Annotated in this window: 20 protein-coding genes, 1 riboswitch and 1 other annotated feature; of the genes, 8 read left to right on the forward strand and 12 right to left on the reverse strand. The window is 36.8% G+C overall.

Annotation, left to right across the window (positions count from 1 at the left end):
* Window positions 1–60: 60 nt before the first annotated feature.
* Window positions 61–1,380, forward strand: coding sequence for a Na+/H+ antiporter family protein (locus GFJ36_RS21315; protein ID WP_060488344.1), 1,320 nt, complete (start codon window positions 61–63; stop codon window positions 1,378–1,380).
* A 23-nt stretch (window positions 1,381–1,403) separates the two neighbouring features.
* On the opposite strand, the gene GFJ36_RS21320 is transcribed toward GFJ36_RS21315, so the two are convergent.
* Window positions 1,404–2,267 carry a LacI family DNA-binding transcriptional regulator gene (locus GFJ36_RS21320; RefSeq protein WP_060488343.1) on the reverse strand — a complete coding sequence of 288 codons (864 nt, stop codon included), beginning with the start codon at window positions 2,265–2,267 and terminating at the stop codon, window positions 1,404–1,406.
* A 99-nt stretch (window positions 2,268–2,366) separates the two neighbouring features.
* Window positions 2,367–2,849, reverse strand: coding sequence for a GNAT family N-acetyltransferase (locus GFJ36_RS21325; RefSeq protein WP_060488342.1), 483 nt, complete (start codon window positions 2,847–2,849; stop codon window positions 2,367–2,369).
* Between the two features lie 81 nt (window positions 2,850–2,930).
* Here GFJ36_RS21325 and GFJ36_RS21330 point away from each other — a divergent pair, with 81 nt between their 5' ends.
* Window positions 2,931–3,854, forward strand: coding sequence for an alpha/beta hydrolase (locus GFJ36_RS21330; protein ID WP_097889637.1), 924 nt, complete (start codon window positions 2,931–2,933; stop codon window positions 3,852–3,854).
* 10 nt (window positions 3,855–3,864) lie between these two features.
* Here GFJ36_RS21330 and GFJ36_RS21335 read toward each other — a convergent pair whose 3' ends face one another.
* Window positions 3,865–4,110, reverse strand: a complete 246-nt coding sequence (locus GFJ36_RS21335; protein ID WP_000360794.1) for a DUF2552 family protein — start codon at window positions 4,108–4,110, stop codon at window positions 3,865–3,867.
* A gap of 139 nt (window positions 4,111–4,249) precedes the next feature.
* Between GFJ36_RS21335 and GFJ36_RS21340 the strand changes: the two genes are divergently transcribed.
* The 5 genes from GFJ36_RS21340 to ribH all read left to right on the forward strand — a co-directional run bounded on the left by GFJ36_RS21340 (window position 4,250) and on the right by ribH (window position 8,523).
* A complete protein-coding gene (locus tag GFJ36_RS21340) occupies window positions 4,250–4,456 on the forward strand; it encodes a CDGSH iron-sulfur domain-containing protein (RefSeq protein ID WP_001151582.1) in 207 nt (68 codons plus the stop codon).
* Between the two features lie 188 nt (window positions 4,457–4,644).
* Window positions 4,645–4,788: riboswitch (FMN riboswitch) on the forward strand.
* A 310-nt stretch (window positions 4,789–5,098) separates the two neighbouring features.
* On the forward strand, window positions 5,099–6,211 hold the full coding sequence (gene ribD / locus GFJ36_RS21345) for a bifunctional diaminohydroxyphosphoribosylaminopyrimidine deaminase/5-amino-6-(5-phosphoribosylamino)uracil reductase RibD (RefSeq protein WP_097889636.1): 1,113 nt from the start codon (window positions 5,099–5,101) through the stop codon (window positions 6,209–6,211).
* Window positions 6,193–6,837 (forward strand): riboflavin synthase, encoded by a 645-nt coding sequence (gene ribE / locus GFJ36_RS21350; protein WP_097889635.1) that lies wholly within the window; start codon window positions 6,193–6,195, stop codon window positions 6,835–6,837. The genes ribD and ribE overlap by 19 nt, the downstream gene beginning before the upstream one ends.
* Window positions 6,838–6,849: 12 nt before the next feature.
* Entirely contained in the window at window positions 6,850–8,043 is a 1,194-nt protein-coding gene (ribBA, locus tag GFJ36_RS21355; RefSeq protein ID WP_097889634.1) for a bifunctional 3,4-dihydroxy-2-butanone 4-phosphate synthase/GTP cyclohydrolase II, read from the forward strand.
* Window positions 8,044–8,061: 18 nt separating this feature from the next.
* Complete coding sequence (gene ribH / locus GFJ36_RS21360) at window positions 8,062–8,523, forward strand: 6,7-dimethyl-8-ribityllumazine synthase (RefSeq protein WP_000230900.1); 462 nt, start codon at window positions 8,062–8,064, stop codon at window positions 8,521–8,523.
* 29 nt (window positions 8,524–8,552) lie between these two features.
* On the opposite strand, the gene GFJ36_RS21365 is transcribed toward ribH, so the two are convergent.
* The 8 genes from GFJ36_RS21365 to GFJ36_RS21400 all read right to left on the reverse strand — a co-directional run bounded on the left by GFJ36_RS21365 (window position 8,553) and on the right by GFJ36_RS21400 (window position 15,315).
* Complete coding sequence (locus tag GFJ36_RS21365; protein WP_000549778.1) at window positions 8,553–8,873, reverse strand: hypothetical protein; 321 nt, start codon at window positions 8,871–8,873, stop codon at window positions 8,553–8,555.
* Between the two features lie 181 nt (window positions 8,874–9,054).
* Window positions 9,055–10,053 (reverse strand): biotin synthase, encoded by a 999-nt coding sequence (gene bioB, locus GFJ36_RS21370; protein WP_000815838.1) that lies wholly within the window; start codon window positions 10,051–10,053, stop codon window positions 9,055–9,057.
* Between the two features lies 1 nt (window position 10,054).
* Window positions 10,055–10,864 (reverse strand): malonyl-ACP O-methyltransferase BioC, encoded by an 810-nt coding sequence (gene bioC / locus GFJ36_RS21375; RefSeq protein WP_087985142.1) that lies wholly within the window; start codon window positions 10,862–10,864, stop codon window positions 10,055–10,057.
* Window positions 10,830–11,570, reverse strand: a complete 741-nt coding sequence (locus tag GFJ36_RS21380; RefSeq protein ID WP_087985143.1) for an alpha/beta fold hydrolase — start codon at window positions 11,568–11,570, stop codon at window positions 10,830–10,832. The genes bioC and GFJ36_RS21380 overlap by 35 nt, the downstream gene beginning before the upstream one ends.
* On the reverse strand, window positions 11,567–12,754 hold the full coding sequence (gene bioF, locus GFJ36_RS21385; RefSeq protein WP_097889633.1) for an 8-amino-7-oxononanoate synthase: 1,188 nt from the start codon (window positions 12,752–12,754) through the stop codon (window positions 11,567–11,569). Before bioF ends, GFJ36_RS21380 begins: the two co-directional genes overlap by 4 nt.
* Window positions 12,720–13,448, reverse strand: coding sequence for an ATP-dependent dethiobiotin synthetase BioD (gene bioD, locus GFJ36_RS21390; protein ID WP_097889632.1), 729 nt, complete (start codon window positions 13,446–13,448; stop codon window positions 12,720–12,722). Before bioD ends, bioF begins: the two co-directional genes overlap by 35 nt.
* Window positions 13,448–14,836: an adenosylmethionine--8-amino-7-oxononanoate transaminase gene (gene bioA, locus GFJ36_RS21395; protein WP_088064365.1), complete on the reverse strand. Its 1,389-nt coding sequence runs from the start codon at window positions 14,834–14,836 to the stop codon at window positions 13,448–13,450. Before bioA ends, bioD begins: the two co-directional genes overlap by 1 nt.
* 122 nt (window positions 14,837–14,958) lie before the next feature.
* Window positions 14,959–15,315 (reverse strand): hypothetical protein, encoded by a 357-nt coding sequence (locus GFJ36_RS21400; protein ID WP_137011333.1) that lies wholly within the window; start codon window positions 15,313–15,315, stop codon window positions 14,959–14,961.
* A 142-nt stretch (window positions 15,316–15,457) separates the two neighbouring features.
* Window positions 15,458–15,678, forward strand: a binding site (T-box leader).
* A 277-nt stretch (window positions 15,679–15,955) separates the two neighbouring features.
* Between GFJ36_RS21400 and nhaC the strand changes: the two genes are divergently transcribed.
* Window positions 15,956–17,329: a Na+/H+ antiporter NhaC gene (gene nhaC / locus GFJ36_RS21405; RefSeq protein WP_097889631.1), complete on the forward strand. Its 1,374-nt coding sequence runs from the start codon at window positions 15,956–15,958 to the stop codon at window positions 17,327–17,329.
* Between the two features lie 49 nt (window positions 17,330–17,378).
* Here the strand turns inward: nhaC and GFJ36_RS29850 are convergent.
* A partial coding sequence (locus tag GFJ36_RS29850) for an LPXTG cell wall anchor domain-containing protein (RefSeq protein WP_242016027.1) occupies window positions 17,379–17,609 on the reverse strand: 231 nt, incomplete at its 5' end.

Below are 17,609 nucleotides of genomic sequence, written 5' to 3' on the forward strand. Positions count from 1 at the left end.
CAAAGTGCTTCATATTTACTTGCCTTAACACAATAAAATTTTAGGGAGATTACATTTATTATGAATGCTGTACTCGTCGCAGTAGCAGTTATGCTATTGCTTAGTTTGTTACGTGTCCAGGTCATTGTCGCCATCATTGTTGGAGCTTTAACAGGCGGAATTATCGGTGGACTCGGTATTTCAGAAACTATTAACACTTTTACAACTGGCCTTGGAAACAGTGCTCCAATCGCTTTAAGTTATGCAATGCTTGGCGGTTTCGCTATTTCCCTTTCCAAAACAGGACTTCCAGATGCCATGATTCAAACTGCACTAAAATGGATTGGCAATGAACAAGACACGAAAAAACAAGTTTATTCTAAAATACTTATTTTATTCATCATTTTAACGATGGCTTGTTTCTCACAAAATGTGATTCCTGTTCATATCGCTTTCATCCCTATCTTAATTCCAGCACTTTTAAAAGTATTAAATGAGCTGAAAGTGGATCGCCGACTTGTTACATGTATTATTACATTCGGATTGATTACTCCTTATATGTGGATTCCAGCAGGGTTCGGAAAAATTTATCATGACGTATTGCAAACAAATGCTGCGCAAAGTGGTCTTACATTTGATGTCGCACTTATTCCAAAAGCAATGACTATTCCAGCAATCGGTATGATTATTGGATTATGTGTAGCGGTATTCATTACGTACCGGAAACCTCGTACGTATGAAACAGAACAAGTTCATACTACCTCAAATGAAATCGTTCCCTATACAAAACGTAGCATTACTTTCGGATTGTTATCTATCATAGCCACATTAACTGTTCAATTAGCAACAGAATCAATGATTTTCGGTGCTTTAGCGGGGATTATCGTCTTATCAGTAAGTGGTAGTCTACCTCTTAAAGAAGCAGATGCGATATTAACAAGCGGAATGCGCATGATGTCCTTTATCGGTTTTGTTATGATCGCTGCCGCTGGATTTGGCGCTGTTCTTCGAAAAACAGGACATGTTGAATCTCTTGTGCAAACGAGTGCACATATAATTGGAAATAACAAACCACTCGCTGCATTTCTTATGCTTGTGATTGGACTTCTCGTTACGATGGGAATTGGTTCATCCTTTTCAACCATCCCTATTTTAACAACAATTTTTGTGCCTCTTTGCATGCAGCTTGGATTTAGTCCAATGGCCACAATTGCAATTATCGGTACAGCTGGAGCGCTAGGCGATGCGGGATCTCCAGCATCAGATAGTACACTTGGGCCAACATCCGGTTTAAATGCTGATGGTCAACACCATCATATATGGGATACATGTGTACCAACTTTTCTGCATTATAATATACCGTTACTTATATTCGGCTTTATTGCCGCAATTACATTATAAAAGGTGCGTTTTATACGCACCTTTTACTTTTTTATTTTTTCTTTTAATTGTTGTAAAGCTATTTTCCCATTTTCTTCGGCGCAACTTTCAATTTTCATGAGTGACGAGCCTATCCATTCACTGTCTATGCTCCCGTTCGGTCCAATAATTTTCAACTTATCCGGTATACGGATATTGAAATTTTTCGCTGCTTGAATTAACTCAAAAGTAACCTTTTCACTTGAAGTTACAATTCCATCTATATACGGGTAAGTTTGTAAGAATGTAATAAACTGTTTATTCGTATACCCTTGTACACATACTTCTCGATAAGAGATCCCTTCCTCCCAAACAGCGTCTAAAAATCCTGATATGCGCTCTTCCATTTCTTCACTATCTTCTCCCTCATCGAAATAAGCAAGAAATTGACAGCCTTTTTCTTTTAATAAAGAAACCGTTCTTTGTCCACTTTCATAATAATTTGCATGGGATTTTTGTTCATCAATCACAACAAACGGAAGTGGAATTTCTCCTATACTTTTAAAAACGGATCTTGTTAAAATAACACCTGCAACGTTATTTTCCTTCAACATATATATGTATCTATCTTTATTCTCTATATTACAAACAATGATTTGATATCCTTCTTTATATGCTATTTCCTCAATACAATGTAGCAAAGGGATGTTTGATAGGTCATATAGATTATCTACAAGTAATGCAATTATCGTTGAATTCTCTTTAAATAATGGCTTTGCTGCATTATTTGGCCTATAACGTAATTCCCCAATTGCTTCCTTTACTTGTTTTACTGTGTCCTCATGAACGTATCCTTTTTCATTAATAACTCGTGAAACGGTTGCGACTGAAACACCTGCCAATTTTGCAACATCACGTATAGTTGCCACATCGTCACCCCTTAATATGGTAATAGATTACAATTTTACGGTAACCTAAATTACAATATTCGTCAAGGTTAATAACTTATATTTCTGAAAATTGTTACATCAATTTATTAAACGATACTCCAACTGTATTTCATGTAAAATTGGGATGTTATCATATCCGATACGCGGAATTTCTTTCTTTATTTTTCGTGCCTCTTCCACTGCATTCACATATAAATTAGTCATCACAAAATTACGTTTTTGATAAAAACGTAACGCATTCATATTATCATTTGTTGTTATGAGCCAAACCCGCCCGCACCGTTCTTCTTCTGCAAATTGTAATACACAATCTACAAGTTTCGTCCCTATTCCTTTTCTTTCTTCAAAGCTATCTAACGATACAATTTCACAAATATTTCCGGTCACTTCATACGTTATAATTCCGATTATTCTGTCATCCAAGAGCGCAACAAATCCTGGCAACTCTTCTAACTGATGCCCCTTACCACGTGAAACCATCAATGAACTCCCCCAGTTCTCACACATGAACATTCGGATTGTTTCTTTCATCGCTGGCGTAATTTTTTGTATATACACCATTTCCTATTTCTCCCCTTTTCTATCATTGTGATACAATGTAAGTGTATCACATGTAACGGTATTTGGAGGATGAGGTAAAGTATGAAACGTTTTTTTGTAGCATTGTTTACTATACTAGGTGCGATAACTGCCCTTGGGATTTTCTTTACAAATAAAGTGATGTACTTAAAGAAAAAAACAGAGGAAGAAGTACTCGAAAGAGAAACGAAAAAACATTTTCGTTTAGAGGATTTTGATGCTCTTCATAAAGAAGAAATTCATATTCCTTCGCAATTCGGATATGATCTTCACGGATATTACATTCCTGCTGGTCATTCCAATAAGTTTATGATTTTTTGTCACGGCGTAACTGTAAATAAAATGAACTCTGTAAAATATGCAAGGTTATTTTTAAACAGAGGGTATAATGTCGTTATTTATGACCATCGTCGTCATGGTAAAACTGGCGGAAAAACAACAAGCTATGGATACTATGAAAAACATGATTTAAAATCTGTAGTTGACTGGCTAAAAAGTCGCTTTGGAACAAATATAACACTCGGTATTCATGGTGAATCTATGGGAGCTGCAACACTTCTTCAATACGCAGGACTTGTAGAAGATGGTGCTGATTTCTATATTGCAGATTGTCCTTTTTCTGATTTCTACGGGCAATTACAACACCGTTTAAAGGTTGAATTCCATTTACCTAAATGGCCTTTATTACCTTTAGCAAATGCTTTTTTAAAAGTACGTGACGGTTATACGATTCGCGAAGTTTCACCAATCGATTGTATAAAAAATATTAATAATCCCGTCCTCTTTATTCATAGTAAAGATGATGATTATATTTTAGCTGATATGACGAAATCACTATATGAAGCAAAAGAAAACAATAAACAACTTTATATTGCAGAACGCGGTGCACACGCTTGCTCTTATAACGAAAATAAAGAAGAGTATGAAGCAGCCGTTGATCAATTTTTAAACTCATATGTAAAAGAAACAAAAAACAGGCTTGCATAAGCCTGTTTTTTTATTGCGCTAAAACGTCTGTAACTTGTTCCATATTTACAGAAATCCATTGCATTGCATCATCTAACGTTGGAAATTCTGTCGTTTGAAATGTTACTTCATCTTGAAGTAACCAAACATCCTTTGCCTCTTGCCCTACACCTGCAATGGACCAATGTAACAAACTATATGGATGATTATCATTCAAAAATGATGCCCACGTGCGCTCATTTGCAATGTTTCGTAATGTATGTAATTGTTTATCCATCTCTCGTCACCTTACTCTAGTCAGTTATAAAAAACATTATAACACTCTCTTCTCTCCCAAAGAAAGTGCTCATTTTATATTGTCAAGTACTTCTCTTAATTATATGATGAAATTAAGCGTTTGGGAAGGAGGGATAGCGTTGGCGAAAGTACAAATTAAAGTAAATGATAATGGCTCTTTTCGCGTTACAGGGGACGTGGAATTAGTCGATTCACAAGGGAATGTATTCCCAGCAAAACCGGCATTTTCTTTATGCCGTTGTGGTTTATCAAAAAATATGCCTTATTGCGATGCTTCGCATAAAGGGAAATTCGAGTCTGTCGTTAGAGCACCAGAGGCAGAATAATTTTACATGTGACATGCACATTTTTTTGTGCATGTTTTTTCTTTTCATTAACTCTCGTCCCCCTTTTCCTTACAACATTCCTCGTACTTTTGTCCTCATTCCAACTTACATATATTTTCACACAATTCTTCACATTCGAATATTTTTTTCTAGCCTTTTATTTTTTTTGTGCTATAATTTGAGCAAACAACATCCTTCGGGGTCGGGTGAAATTCCCAACCGGCGGTGATGAAGTGCAAACTTCTAAGTCCGTGACCCGTTTTCAACTCGAAAACGGTGGATCTAGTGAAACTCTAGGGCCGACAGTATAGTCTGGATGGGAGAAGGATATGTTTTCTAGTAATTTTATATAGCGAATACACTTTTATTTCAGTATGCATATTTTTAAAGTTTCGTTTTGAATCTTTATATATGTTTTATTTTGTATACTTATGTTTCTATACTGAAATAAAAAGATACGACTAGCGTTTGAAAAATTCGATATTTTTGCTAGGTTTTTTCCTTATGCAAAAATACCAATCAACGTTAGGTTTCTTTCCTGTACTTTCGTATTCGAACTATATTTCTAGAAATCACGTCTCCCAAACCCCAAGGATATAAAATCCTTGGGGTTTTTTGATTTTTTCAGGAGAGGTGAAGAGAATGACAGATCAAGAATATATGAGGATTGCCCTACAGTTAGCAGAAGGGACATCTGGACAAACAAGTCCAAACCCTATGGTTGGTGCTGTTGTTGTAAAAGAAGGAAACATCGTCGGTATTGGCGCTCATTTACGTGCTGGTGAAGAACACGCAGAAGTTCACGCTCTTCATATGGCTGGTGAAAAAGCAAAAGGAGCTACCGTGTATGTAACACTTGAACCGTGTAGCCATTTTGGAAAAACACCACCTTGCTGTGAATTACTCATCAAAAAAGAAGTTAAGCGCGTTGTAATCGCTACTCTTGATTGTAATCCGCTCGTTTCTGGTAATGGAAAAAGGAGATTAGAAGAAGCTGGAATCGAAGTAACGACTGGTGTTCTTGAAGCGGAAGCAGTTTTACTAAATCGCTACTTTTTTCACTACATGAAAACGAAACGTCCATTTGTAACAATAAAAACAGCAATGAGCTTAGACGGAAAAACAGCGACTGTCACTGGTGAAAGTAAGTGGATTACAGGTGAAGCAGCACGAGCAGATGTTCACCAATATCGCCATACACATGATGCAATTCTCGTTGGAGTGAATACAGTTATAGCTGATAATCCGCATTTAACAACAAGAATTCCTAACGGGGGTAAACATCCTATACGCGTTATTTTAGATACCCATTTACGAACACCACCATCTTCTCATGTCATAACAGATGGTTTAGCACCAACATGGATTTTTGTCGGTAAGGGTGTAAATAGAGAGAAAATAGCTTCTTATGAATCTGAAAATATAGTGATATTCCAAATGAAAACGAAGCAAATTGAAATTGAGGACCTCCTTTCCTTGCTTGGAGAGAAGCAAATTCTTTCTCTATTCGTTGAAGGTGGTCAAACAGTTCACGCAAGCTTCTTACAAACAAAGCATCTCAATGAAATTGTAACTTATATAAGCCCCAAATTAATTGGCGGGAAAGATGCCCCTACTTTATTTGGGGGAAATGGTTTCGCAGCATTACATGATGCACTTTCCTTGGAAATTCAAGAGATGAAACAAGTTGGTGATGATATAAAAATCGTTGCGAATGCCCGAAGTGAGGTGACGGAATGTTTACAGGAATTGTAGAAGAATTAGGAACGATTGCAAACATGCAACAAAGCGGAGAAGCGATGAAGTTAACGATCCATGCGAATAAAATTTTATCAGATGTTCACTTAGGTGATAGTATCGCGGTTAACGGTATTTGCTTAACTGTAACGAGTTTCACAACAGCTTCATTCACAGTGGACGCAATGCCTGAAACGATGCAATCAACATCACTTCGCATGCTTACACAACACTCTAAAGTAAATTTAGAGCGGGCGATAGCTGCAAACGGACGATTCGGTGGGCATTTCGTTTCAGGACATATTGATGGCATCGGAACGATATTAAACAAAAAACAGCACTATAATGCCGTCTATTACAAAATAGCTATTGCTGATGAATTGCTGCGCTATTGTTTGCATAAAGGTTCCGTTGCTGTTGATGGAACGAGTTTAACAATATTTGATATAGACGAATCTTCCATCACAATCTCACTCATCCCGCACACAGTAAGTGAATCTGTTATCGGAGCAAAGAATGCCGGTGACATCGTAAACATTGAGTGTGACATGATCGGTAAATATATCGAACGCTTTATTTCTAAACCTGTAAAACGAACAGGTTCAATGAGCGAAAGCTTTTTACAAGAAAACGGATTTCTATAAGGGGGAAGCATTATGTTTCATCGTATTGAAGAAGCTCTAGAAGATTTAAAACAAGGAAAAGTCGTTATCGTATGCGATGATGAAAACCGTGAAAATGAAGGCGACTTTATCGCTTTAGCAGAGTATATTACACCAGAAACGATTAACTTTATGATTACACATGGGCGTGGTCTCGTTTGTGTACCGATTACGGAAGAATACGCAGAACGTCTACAATTAGAACCAATGGTAGCTCATAATACAGATTCGCATCATACTGCATTTACAGTGAGTATTGATCATGTTTCTACAACAACAGGGATTAGCGCTCACGAACGGGCAACTACGATACAAGAATTATTAAACCCTGCATCAAAAGGTACTGATTTCAATCGTCCTGGACATATCTTTCCATTAATCGCGAAAGAAGGCGGTGTCCTACGCCGAGCTGGTCATACAGAAGCTGCTGTCGATTTAGCCAGACTTTGCGGAGCAGAACCAGCTGGAGTCATTTGCGAGATTATTAATGAGGACGGTACGATGGCACGCGTACCTGATTTACTACAGTGTGCAAAACAATTTGATATAAAAATGATTACAATAGAAGATTTAATTGCTTACCGCCGCCACCATGAAACACTAGTGACGCGAGAAGTGGAAATTACATTACCTACAGATTTCGGTACTTTCCATGCAATTGGCTATTCTAATTCATTAGATACAAAAGAACATATCGCACTCGTAAAAGGTGATATTTCAACAGGAGAGCCTGTACTTGTACGCGTTCATTCAGAGTGCTTAACAGGAGATGTATTTGGCTCGTGCCGCTGTGATTGCGGACCACAACTCCATGCTGCACTTGCTCAAATTGAGCGTGAAGGAAAAGGCGTTCTTCTCTATATGAGACAAGAAGGACGAGGCATTGGCCTTCTTAATAAGCTTCGCGCTTATAAGTTACAAGAAGAAGGATTCGATACTGTAGAAGCAAACGAAAAACTTGGGTTCCCAGCTGATTTGCGTGATTACGGTATTGGTGCTCAAATTTTAAAAGATTTAGGTTTACAACATTTACGATTATTAACGAATAATCCACGAAAAATTGCTGGCTTACAAGGTTACGATTTAGAAGTAATCGAGCGTGTACCATTGCAAATGCCAACAAAAGAAGAGAATAAAACGTATTTACAAACGAAAGTAAACAAATTAGGACATTTACTAAACTTATAATTAAGGGAGAGGTTTATTATGGTATTCGAAGGTCATTTAGTTGGTACAGGATTAAAAGTTGGGGTTGTTGTTGGACGTTTTAATGAATTTATTACAAGTAAGTTACTCGGCGGAGCTTTAGATGGATTAAAGCGTCACGGTGTAGAAGAAACTGATATCGATGTTGCTTGGGTTCCTGGCGCATTCGAAATTCCTTTAATCGCTAAAAAGATGGCTAATAGCGGAAAGTATGATGCTGTAATTACGTTAGGTACTGTAATTCGTGGTGCTACAACACATTACGATTACGTTTGTAATGAAGTAGCAAAAGGAGTTGCATCTTTATCACTACAAACAGACATCCCAGTTATTTTCGGTGTATTAACGACTGAAACGATCGAGCAAGCGATTGAACGCGCGGGCACGAAAGCAGGTAATAAAGGCTATGAATCCGCCGTTGCTGCGATTGAAATGGCTCATTTATCAAAACAATGGGCATAAAAAATAAAAAAGAGGCTGCGGCCTCTTTTTTATTTTTTTACTTTTTTCCGTACATCTTTTATTAATTCATCCATTGTTTTTCCTTCTGTTTGTATACGAAGCGTTTGTGCTGTTCTCCATACATTCTCTCTTTTCTTCGCTTCTTCTATAATAGTAATTTCTTTTCGCACTTCCTTTAAATCTTTCCCTTCTGTTTTCAATCCAAAATGTTCAGCTTTCGTTCGAAAATGTTGTTCAATTCGTTGTTGCATTTCTTTTTGTTCAGGATTTTCGGCAGCCTTAACTGGATCAGCACTTATTGCTTTTAGTAAAATTAGACAAGTCATAATCGCTAATATATATTTGTGCATGTAAAATCCTCCAACCCAATATAAATTACATATTTACTATGTACAATTGGGGCTTGGAAAATTCGTCCACCAAAATTCTTTTTTCCGCTCAAAAACCAATAGTATCAAGCTTTCACAACTATTTATTACATTTTATTTACAAAAAAAGCAAACCCTTTTACAAGTTTGCTTTTTATCTATCTTATAATGCACATTCTTCAATCTCAAACCCTAAATCTTCAATCATACCCCAGTCTGCAGTCGGTTCTTGTCCAGCTGTCGTTAAGTAATCTCCAACAAAAATAGAATTTGCTGCAAATAAACCGATTGGCTGCACAGAGCGTAAATTGATTTCACGTCCTCCTGAAATACGAATTTCTTTCGTTGGGTTTACAAAACGCATCATCGCCAGTACTTTTAAACATTCTATCGGCGTTAATTCTTTTTGTCCTTCCAGCGGCGTACCCTTTACAGCAACAAGGAAATTACATGGAATTGAATCTGCATCTATACGTTGTAATTCAAATGCAATTTCAGCACGTTCTTCTATTGTCTCCCCCATTCCAAAAATTGCCCCAGAGCATGGTGAAATGCCTGCTTGTTTCGCTTTTTGAACTGTATCAACACGATCGTCATACGTATGAGTGGAGCAAATACTTTCGTAATTATTTGCATGTGTATTTAAGTTGTGATTATAACGATGTACACCCGCTTCTGCTAAACGTCCTGCTTGATCTTCGTTTAAGAAACCTAAACAACAACAAATCTTCAAATCTGTCGTTTCACGAATCTCCTTAACTGCTCCAATTACGTGATTCACCTCTTTATCCGTCGGGCGACGACCAGATGCTACAATACAATATGTACCCGCTTTACGGCGAATTGCTTCGTGTGCTCCTTCTACAATCTTTTCCTGCGTTAGCCATGCATATTTATCAATCGGCGCCTCTGAAATAATAGACTGTGAACAATATCCGCAATCTTCAGGACATAATCCAGATTTCGTATTAATAATCATATTCAATTTTACTTTCTTACCAAAGTGATGATGGCGAATGATGTAAGCTGCATTCATAATTTCTAACACTTCTGTATCATCAGCTTCTAATATTGCAATTGCATCCTCTTTCGTAATCATTTTCTCTTCTACTACGTCATGTGCAAGTTTTTTCCAATCCCTTTTTGTTTGTACTTGTTTCATTTCATCTCTTCCCCTCTTTTGTTATATGCATAAATAAAGCATGATACGTCGCCATTATCCCTTCATTTTCCGTGAAGTCTCTTTCGTATATGCGAAGCATCGCACGAAAGAGTGAGGGACTTTGACAATATGATTCTTCATTACTATTGGTCGCTCCTACTTTTCGAATAGAGTGTAGAAACTCCCTAACTTCTGTAAATCTCTCTATGTAACATGTTTCAGAAACATGCACATCCCCTGTTTCTATTTCACACATATGGCGCAACTGATTTTTCGAATAAAAAAGTTGCCCAATCGATGTTTCATTTTGTATATTTTTTTCTTCTTTCGCCCGCTGGAACGAAGCATGCAATTCTTGAAATGTTTCATGTCCAAACGTTGAAAAGAGTAATATCCCATCTATAGACAAATGATGAAATAAATTTCTTATCACTTGTTTTAAATCATTTAGCCATTGAAATGTGGCATTTGAAATAATGACATCATATGTTTCTTCTAGTCGTAATCTTTCGATATCCTCACAGTAAAACGTTACATTTTTCACATTTTGTCTAGTTTTCGCAACTGCAATCATACTTTCAGCAAAATCAATGGCTGTAATATGTGCTTTCGGAAATAAGTTTGATAATTGCTCTGTAACATATCCTGTTCCGCATCCAAGTTCTAAAATACGTATCGATGAATTTGCACTATATCGCCGATTCAATGTAGAAAGTAATGAATGTGCCATCTTTTTTTGTACATTTGCATATTGATCGTAGGATACAGATGCCGCGTTAAACCGTTTTTGAAGTAACGTTTTGTTGATCATGTCGTATCCCCTCTACAAATTGAATTATCTCATTTCCGCAATATTCGAAATTCGTTACGCATAATGCGTGTCCAGCCTCACTTACTACCTTGAGCGTGGCAGTCTCATTCTCAGCCATACTACGCGCTGCAGACAATGGACAAATTACATCCTGCTCTCCGTGAATAAGTAGTATAGGGACTTTAATTTCTTTCAGTTCTTCTCTCATATCTGCTTCTATTAAATACTCCAAACCTAATTGCAAAGACTGAATAGAATCACCTTTAAAGCGTTTTATCATATCTTCAAACCTTTTATTCTCTTTCAGCTCATCTTTTGTAAACATATTTTCATAAAACCGCTTGAGCGTATCTTCTTTCTTTCTCGCTAAATTCTTTTTCAGCCGTTCTACATGCAGAGTATTCCATCCACTCGTATAATCGCTCGTATTTGTAAATTTGGCAGTACCACCAATTAGTACGATACCTTTTGCCTTAACCTTTTTATGAGCTTGAACTGCTGCTAACGCTCCTAGTGACCATCCAACTAAAATTACATTTTCATCTTTTGCTACATCTATTATTCGCCCCGCAAATTCACTTTGTTCTTTCACATTACGCCAATTGATACATTGAACAGAATATCCTTTAAAATACGGCAGAACTAAAGTCCAAACACCTTCTTCCATTCCCCATCCAGGAATAAAAATAACCTTTAGCTCTTTCATACGAAAAACCCCTCTTCTTTACCAATGCGTATAATATGCTGAATAGCCCATTTCAAATCAGCTATTGTATGTTGGGACGTAACTGCAAAACGGACCCGTGAACTATTAACTGGAACCGTTGGTGGACGAATTGCAATTGCTGCAATACCTACCTCTTGCAGCCTTCTACTAAACCGTAAAGCTGCTTCATTTGAACCGACTACAATCGGTACAATATGAGTTGAGCTATTCCCAATATCAAAACCAGCTTCTTGCAAATGTGTCCTAAAATATGCTCCATTCTCTATAAGCCTCTCTCTTCTTTCATTATCTTCTTTCACAATTTCAATTGCTTTTTGCACTGCTCCTAACGTTCCTGGTGGTAAAGCTGTTGTAAAAATAAAGCTTCTCATCATATTTTGTAAATACTCTATATACATTGCATCACCTGTCAAATACGCGCCATAACACCCTAGAGCTTTGCTAAACGTCCCCATATGTATATCAATTTTTTGAGCAATATCTTTTTCTATATGAGACAACCCTGCTCCATCAATTCCATATATTCCACTCGCATGTGCTTCATCGACTATAATGATTGCCCCGTATTTCTCTTTCAGCTCCACTAACTCTCTCAAATACGCAGTATCACCATCCATACTAAAAACAGTATCCGTTACGATTAATTTCTTCTTTTTGGGCGGCGCTGCTTGCAACAGCTTCTCTAAATGATCTAAATCATTATGACGATACCTTTTATGCTCTGCTCCGCTTAATATAATCCCATCAACGATGCTTGCGTGATTTAATTTGTCACTAAACACAATATCGTGACGACAGGCTAATGAAGAAATCACTCCAACATTTGCGGTATATCCACTATTTACAACTAAGGCTTTTTCAGTGCCTTTCCATTCGCATATACTTCTCTCAACCTCTTCATACAGTGAATAATTTCCTACAACGAGCCTTGATGCTGTCGCTCCAGTTCCATATTTTCTTGTGCATGCAATAGCAGCTTCTTTTAACCTCTCATCTCCAGCTAACCCTAAATAATTATTTGACGCTAAATTTAGCATCCTTTTTTCATCTCGAATAAGCCATGTCTCTTCTGCTTGTTCTGTTACATGCAAATTGCGATACTGTCCTTGTTCATTTAATTGTTGCAATTTAGATTGAAGATGTGTGCGCCACGTTTGATTCATTTCGGATGAACTCCTCTAATTTTGAAATCATTATATACTCTTTTGCAGATTCCAAGACTTCTTCTTTTGTAAACGCACCTTCAAAGAATGGTAATAAACCTAAAACCGGTACCCCACTTAGCTCTTCAATCATTTCTTTATTTTCTTGTACTCTTTCCATTTCACATTCTTTGCAGCCGGATAAAATTACACCTGCTACTGTTAAGCCCTGTGCCTTTGCATAAGCAATTGTTAAAACTGTATGATTTACTGTTCCTAATGTAGGGCGTGCGACTATAATAAGAGGAAGCTGTAATTCCTTTGCGAAATCAATTACTAAAGCGTCTTCTGTATATGGAACAGCCAGTCCACCTGCTCCTTCTACAAATAGGCTATTAAACTCTTTCAATCGTTCATTATAATGATCCATAATGTCTTTTAAATGTACTACTCTTCCAGCTCTTTTCATGGCAAGTCTCGGAGCAAGAGGTTCTTCAATAGAATAAGGGCAAATTTCATCTTCTTTTGTTGGTACACCCGATAATGCTTTTAACCTTGCTGCATCTCCCTCTGGATTTGATGCAACATGTCCACTTTGCAACGGTTTATATACCCCGATGTTATATCCCAATTCTCTAAATACACCTGCTAATGCACCCGCAACTACAGTTTTCCCCACTTCAGTATCCGTTGCTGTAACAAAAAAACCGCCCATTATTCTCCCTCCGTAACATCCGAGATTGCTTTATACAAAATACGTAACATATCATCAATCTCATCAATTGTAGAAGCAAGAGGAGGCATAAATACAATCGTATTACCGAGTGGTCGCAAAATCATGCCCAGCTCTCTTGAACGTTTACATACTTGAACACCGACTCTCTCTGTCCATTCAAACGCTTCTTTCGTTACTTTATTCTTCACAAGTTCAATTCCAACCATTAACCCGCACTGACGAATATCCCCTACATGTTTATACGCAAAGAGCGATTCTAATTGCGTCGCTACATATTCTGTCTTACTTGCCACTTCTTCTATTAAATTTGTTTTCTCGTATAGCTCTAGATTCGCAATGGCTACCGCACACCCTAACGGATTCCCTGTATAACTATGACCGTGGAAAAATGTTTTTTGTTCTTCATAGTCTCCTAAAAAGGCATTATAAATTTCATCTGTCGTTACGGTGATTGCAACTGGTAAATATCCACCTGTTAAACCTTTTCCGGCTGTTAAAATGTCCGGCGTTACATTTTCATGTTCACATGCAAACATTTTCCCGGTACGCCCAAATCCAGTCGCTACCTCATCTGTAATAAATAAAACATTATATTTTGTACATAAATTACGGAGCCCTCTTAAGTATCCTTTTGGCATTGTAATCATACCGCCAGCACCTTGCATTAAAGGCTCTACAATAATCGCCGCAATTTCTTCATGCTTTTCTTTCAGCAGCTCTTCCATTTCTTCTAAATGTTTTTTCACAATTTCCTCCTTATTATTTCCATAAGGAGAACGATATGTATATGGATACGGCATTTTAATTGCCTCAAATAAAAGTGAACTATACACTTGGTGAAACAAGTCTATCGCTCCTACTGAAACAGCTCCAATTGTATCACCGTGATACGCTTCTTTTAATGTAACAAATCTTTGTTTCTTCGGTTTTCCTTTATGCTGCCAATATTGAAAGGCCATCTTAATTGCAATTTCAACGGCGCTGGAACCGGAGTCTGAATAGAATACTTTCTTCAAACCTTCTGGCACAACTTCAATTATTTTTTCTGCTAATAAAATAGATGGAACGTTAGCAAGTCCTAACATAGTAGAATGGGCAATTTTATTTAATTGCTCACGAATTGCTTCATCTAATTCTGGTACTTGATGTCCGTGAACATTTAACCAAATAGATGAAACACCATCCCAATATTCATTTCCATTTACATCGTATAGCTTTCTTCCCTCTCCACGTTCAATAATGACAGGGTCTTCTTCTAAATAATCTTTCATTTGTGTAAACGGATGCCATACATAAGCTTTATTTTTCTCCGATAATTCTTCATATGTATAAGACGATTTTTCAGTCGTATTACTATTAACAGTCACAATTGTCACCCCTAATGTTAACTAATTTATAAATAAAGTTAACATTAAATTTAAATGACTGTCAATTATTTTTAAATCAAATAGTTCTTAAAAAAGAACAACTTATCATACGATAAGTTGTTCTACTTTCCGTGTTGTACCTTTCCAATTTCTAAAATAATCTCTTCATCTTTTTTTCCTTCTGTATCAATTCCAAGTTGTTTTGCATGTTCAATTAATAAATCATGGCGCTTCTCAAATCTTGCGGTATTTACTTCTTTCGTAACCTCTTCTTTTGTTTTCCCTTCAGTAGAAACTCCTAGTTTCTCAGCTGCTTTTTCCATCGACTTCTTCTCTTCCGTTTCTTTCGCTTTCTTCACTTCTAACTGCTGTATTTGCTTTTGTTTCGCCTGCTCTGATTCAGCTGCAAAAGCTGTGTAAATTCCAGCACTTCCGCCAATGACTAGTAAGGTGGTAAAAAGAATTATTTTTTTCTTCACTCTTTCCTCCCCTTTCAAATTCATTATAACGTACAAATTTAGAACATTAAAAACATTTAACCTTTATTTCCCTAAAAAAATATTGAACATTTTTATTGACATATAAGATGAAAATGTGATAAAAATTTAACTAACATCATATGAATCGGCATTGATAGGATTTAGTAGTATTTCGATTTCTGATTTCAGAGAGCTGGTGGTCGGTGCGAACCAGTACAGAGCGAATTATGAATTACCCCCTGGAGCTTCTTTTGCGAAACGTAAGGAGTAGTGAAAGACGGTTATAGACCGTTATATCTAAAGAGTGGTGAAACGAAACTGTTTCACAATTTAGGGTGGTACCGCGAATTTTTCGTCCCTGCATATATTGCAGGGGCGTTTTTATTTTATTAGCGCATATCATACGACCCTTTATTTTGTGATACATTCATTTCACAAGCTAGGGTGGTACCGCGATATCTTCGTCCCTGCATAATTATATGCAGGGACGTTTTTTTATCCAATCATTTCCGTATCATATTGAAGGACCAACAATTACCGATAATTTGTCATAAAATTCTAAATTTTAGAAGGAAATACACAATATTGGCGAATTTTATATAAAAAAGAGCTATTTTAAATTACTTAGGAGGGGAAAACAATGGTTTCAAAAATTGAATCTGTTCTTTTAACATTATTTATCTTTTTCTGTATTGGCTTTAGTGTTATTCAATTAGAAGTTTCACCACACATCCCAATTTTATTTGGTATCGTTCTTTTATTAGCATTTGGATTTATGAAAAAAATCTCTTGGTCTACTATGGAAAAAGGGATGATCAGTAGTATTTCAGCTGGTATTCCATCTATTTTTATTTTCTTGCTTGTAGGCGTATTAATTAGTGTTTGGATCGCTGCTGGAACAATTCCAACTTTAATGGTATACGGCTTCCAGCTTGTATCTCCAAAGATTTTCGTTCCAACTGTTTTTGTTGTTTGTGCAATTGTTGGAACAAGTATCGGTAGTGCCTTTACAACTGCCGCAACTGTAGGACTTGCCTTTATGGGTATGGGTAGTGCTCTCGGATACGATCCAGCTCTAATCGCTGGTGCAATTATTTCTGGTGCATTCTTTGGAGATAAAATGTCTCCTTTATCTGATACAACGAACTTAGCTCCTGCTGTAACGGGTGTAGATTTATTTGAGCATATTCGTAACATGCTTTGGACAACAGTTCCAGCTTTCATTATTGCTTTTATCGCATTTTTCATTTTAGGAGGCGGTACTAGCGGAGACGTTGACTTCACAAACTTTATTAGCACTTTAGAGAAAAATACGACGATTTCTATCGTTACACTAATTCCAATTTTATTACTGTTCCTATTCGCATTTAAAAAAATTCCAGCAGTTCCAACATTACTTGCAGGAATTGTGGTAGGAATTATTATTCTCTTTATTTTTAAACCTAGCACTTCTTTAGCTGATTTAATGAAAATTATGCAAGACGGATACGTTTCTAAAACTGGTATTAAAGACATTGATAGCTTACTATCTCGCGGTGGTCTACAAAGTATGATGATGTCGATTGCACTTATTTTCCTGGCTCTTTGTATGGGAGGATTATTACAAGGAATGGGTATTATTACGCAGCTCATGAATATCATCTCTAGCTTCGTAAAAAATAGCACACGTTTAATTATTTCTACTGCTTCAACTGCAATTGGTGTAAACTTCTTACTTGGTGAGCAGTACTTATCCATCGTTTTAACAGGACAAGCATTTGCTAATAAATACGATGAAGTCGGTTTAGAACGTCGGAATTTATCACGAGTACTAGAAGATGCAGGTACAGTTATTAACCCTCTCGTACCATGGGGAGTAAGTGGTGTATTCTTATCGAACGTCCTTGGCGTTCCGACATTTGATTACCTTCCATTCGCAATTTTCTGTTTAGCTTGCCCAGTCTTAACAATTATTGTTGGTTTCACTGGATTTGGCCTTTCATGGAAGAAAGAAAAAGCTGTAACACTTTCATAATATATTAAAAAGGATTACCTGAATCGGTAATCCTTTTTATATTTCTCCACTATCTATTTGCTTTCTTTCTTCTAAATAACAGAAGTAATCCCGCTCCAACAAACGCCAAGCCTGCTCCAATTGTAGAAGCAACACTTGTACCTGTTTTCGGTAAATCACGGTCTTCTTTATTTTCACTTACAGTTGTTGTTTCTTTTGAGTTTTGATTATCCGTTGTAGTTTGTCCAGATCCTGCATTATTTGCTTCATTTGTTGGTGGTGTCGTTGGATTTTCTCCATT

This window comes from Bacillus sp. EE-W1 (assembly GCF_009760835.1).
Classification (GTDB): Bacteria; Bacillota; Bacilli; order Bacillales; family Bacillaceae_G; genus Bacillus_A; species Bacillus_A wiedmannii.

Bases quoted from the DNA above. Each gene is read 5' to 3' on its own strand.
- GFJ36_RS21330 (WP_097889637.1), top strand. From the start codon at position 2,931: ATGAAACGTTTTTTTGTAGCATTGTTTACTATACTAGGTGCGATAACT.
- nhaC (WP_097889631.1), top strand. From the start codon at position 15,956: ATGGTTTCAAAAATTGAATCTGTTCTTTTAACATTATTTATCTTTTTC.
- GFJ36_RS21325 (WP_060488342.1), bottom strand. From the start codon at position 2,849: ATGGTGTATATACAAAAAATTACGCCAGCGATGAAAGAAACAATCCGA.
- bioB (WP_000815838.1), bottom strand. From the start codon at position 10,053: ATGAAACAAGTACAAACAAAAAGGGATTGGAAAAAACTTGCACATGAC.
- GFJ36_RS21335 (WP_000360794.1), bottom strand. From the start codon at position 4,110: ATGGATAAACAATTACATACATTACGAAACATTGCAAATGAGCGCACG.
- bioD (WP_097889632.1), bottom strand. From the start codon at position 13,448: ATGGGCGGTTTTTTTGTTACAGCAACGGATACTGAAGTGGGGAAAACT.
- GFJ36_RS21365 (WP_000549778.1), bottom strand. From the start codon at position 8,873: ATGCACAAATATATATTAGCGATTATGACTTGTCTAATTTTACTAAAA.
- ribE (WP_097889635.1), top strand. From the start codon at position 6,193: ATGTTTACAGGAATTGTAGAAGAATTAGGAACGATTGCAAACATGCAA.
- ribBA (WP_097889634.1), top strand. From the start codon at position 6,850: ATGTTTCATCGTATTGAAGAAGCTCTAGAAGATTTAAAACAAGGAAAA.
- bioF (WP_097889633.1), bottom strand. From the start codon at position 12,754: ATGAATCAAACGTGGCGCACACATCTTCAATCTAAATTGCAACAATTA.
- GFJ36_RS21315 (WP_060488344.1), top strand. From the start codon at position 61: ATGAATGCTGTACTCGTCGCAGTAGCAGTTATGCTATTGCTTAGTTTG.
- bioC (WP_087985142.1), bottom strand. From the start codon at position 10,864: ATGATCAACAAAACGTTACTTCAAAAACGGTTTAACGCGGCATCTGTA.
- ribH (WP_000230900.1), top strand. From the start codon at position 8,062: ATGGTATTCGAAGGTCATTTAGTTGGTACAGGATTAAAAGTTGGGGTT.
- ribD (WP_097889636.1), top strand. From the start codon at position 5,099: ATGACAGATCAAGAATATATGAGGATTGCCCTACAGTTAGCAGAAGGG.
- GFJ36_RS21380 (WP_087985143.1), bottom strand. From the start codon at position 11,570: ATGAAAGAGCTAAAGGTTATTTTTATTCCTGGATGGGGAATGGAAGAA.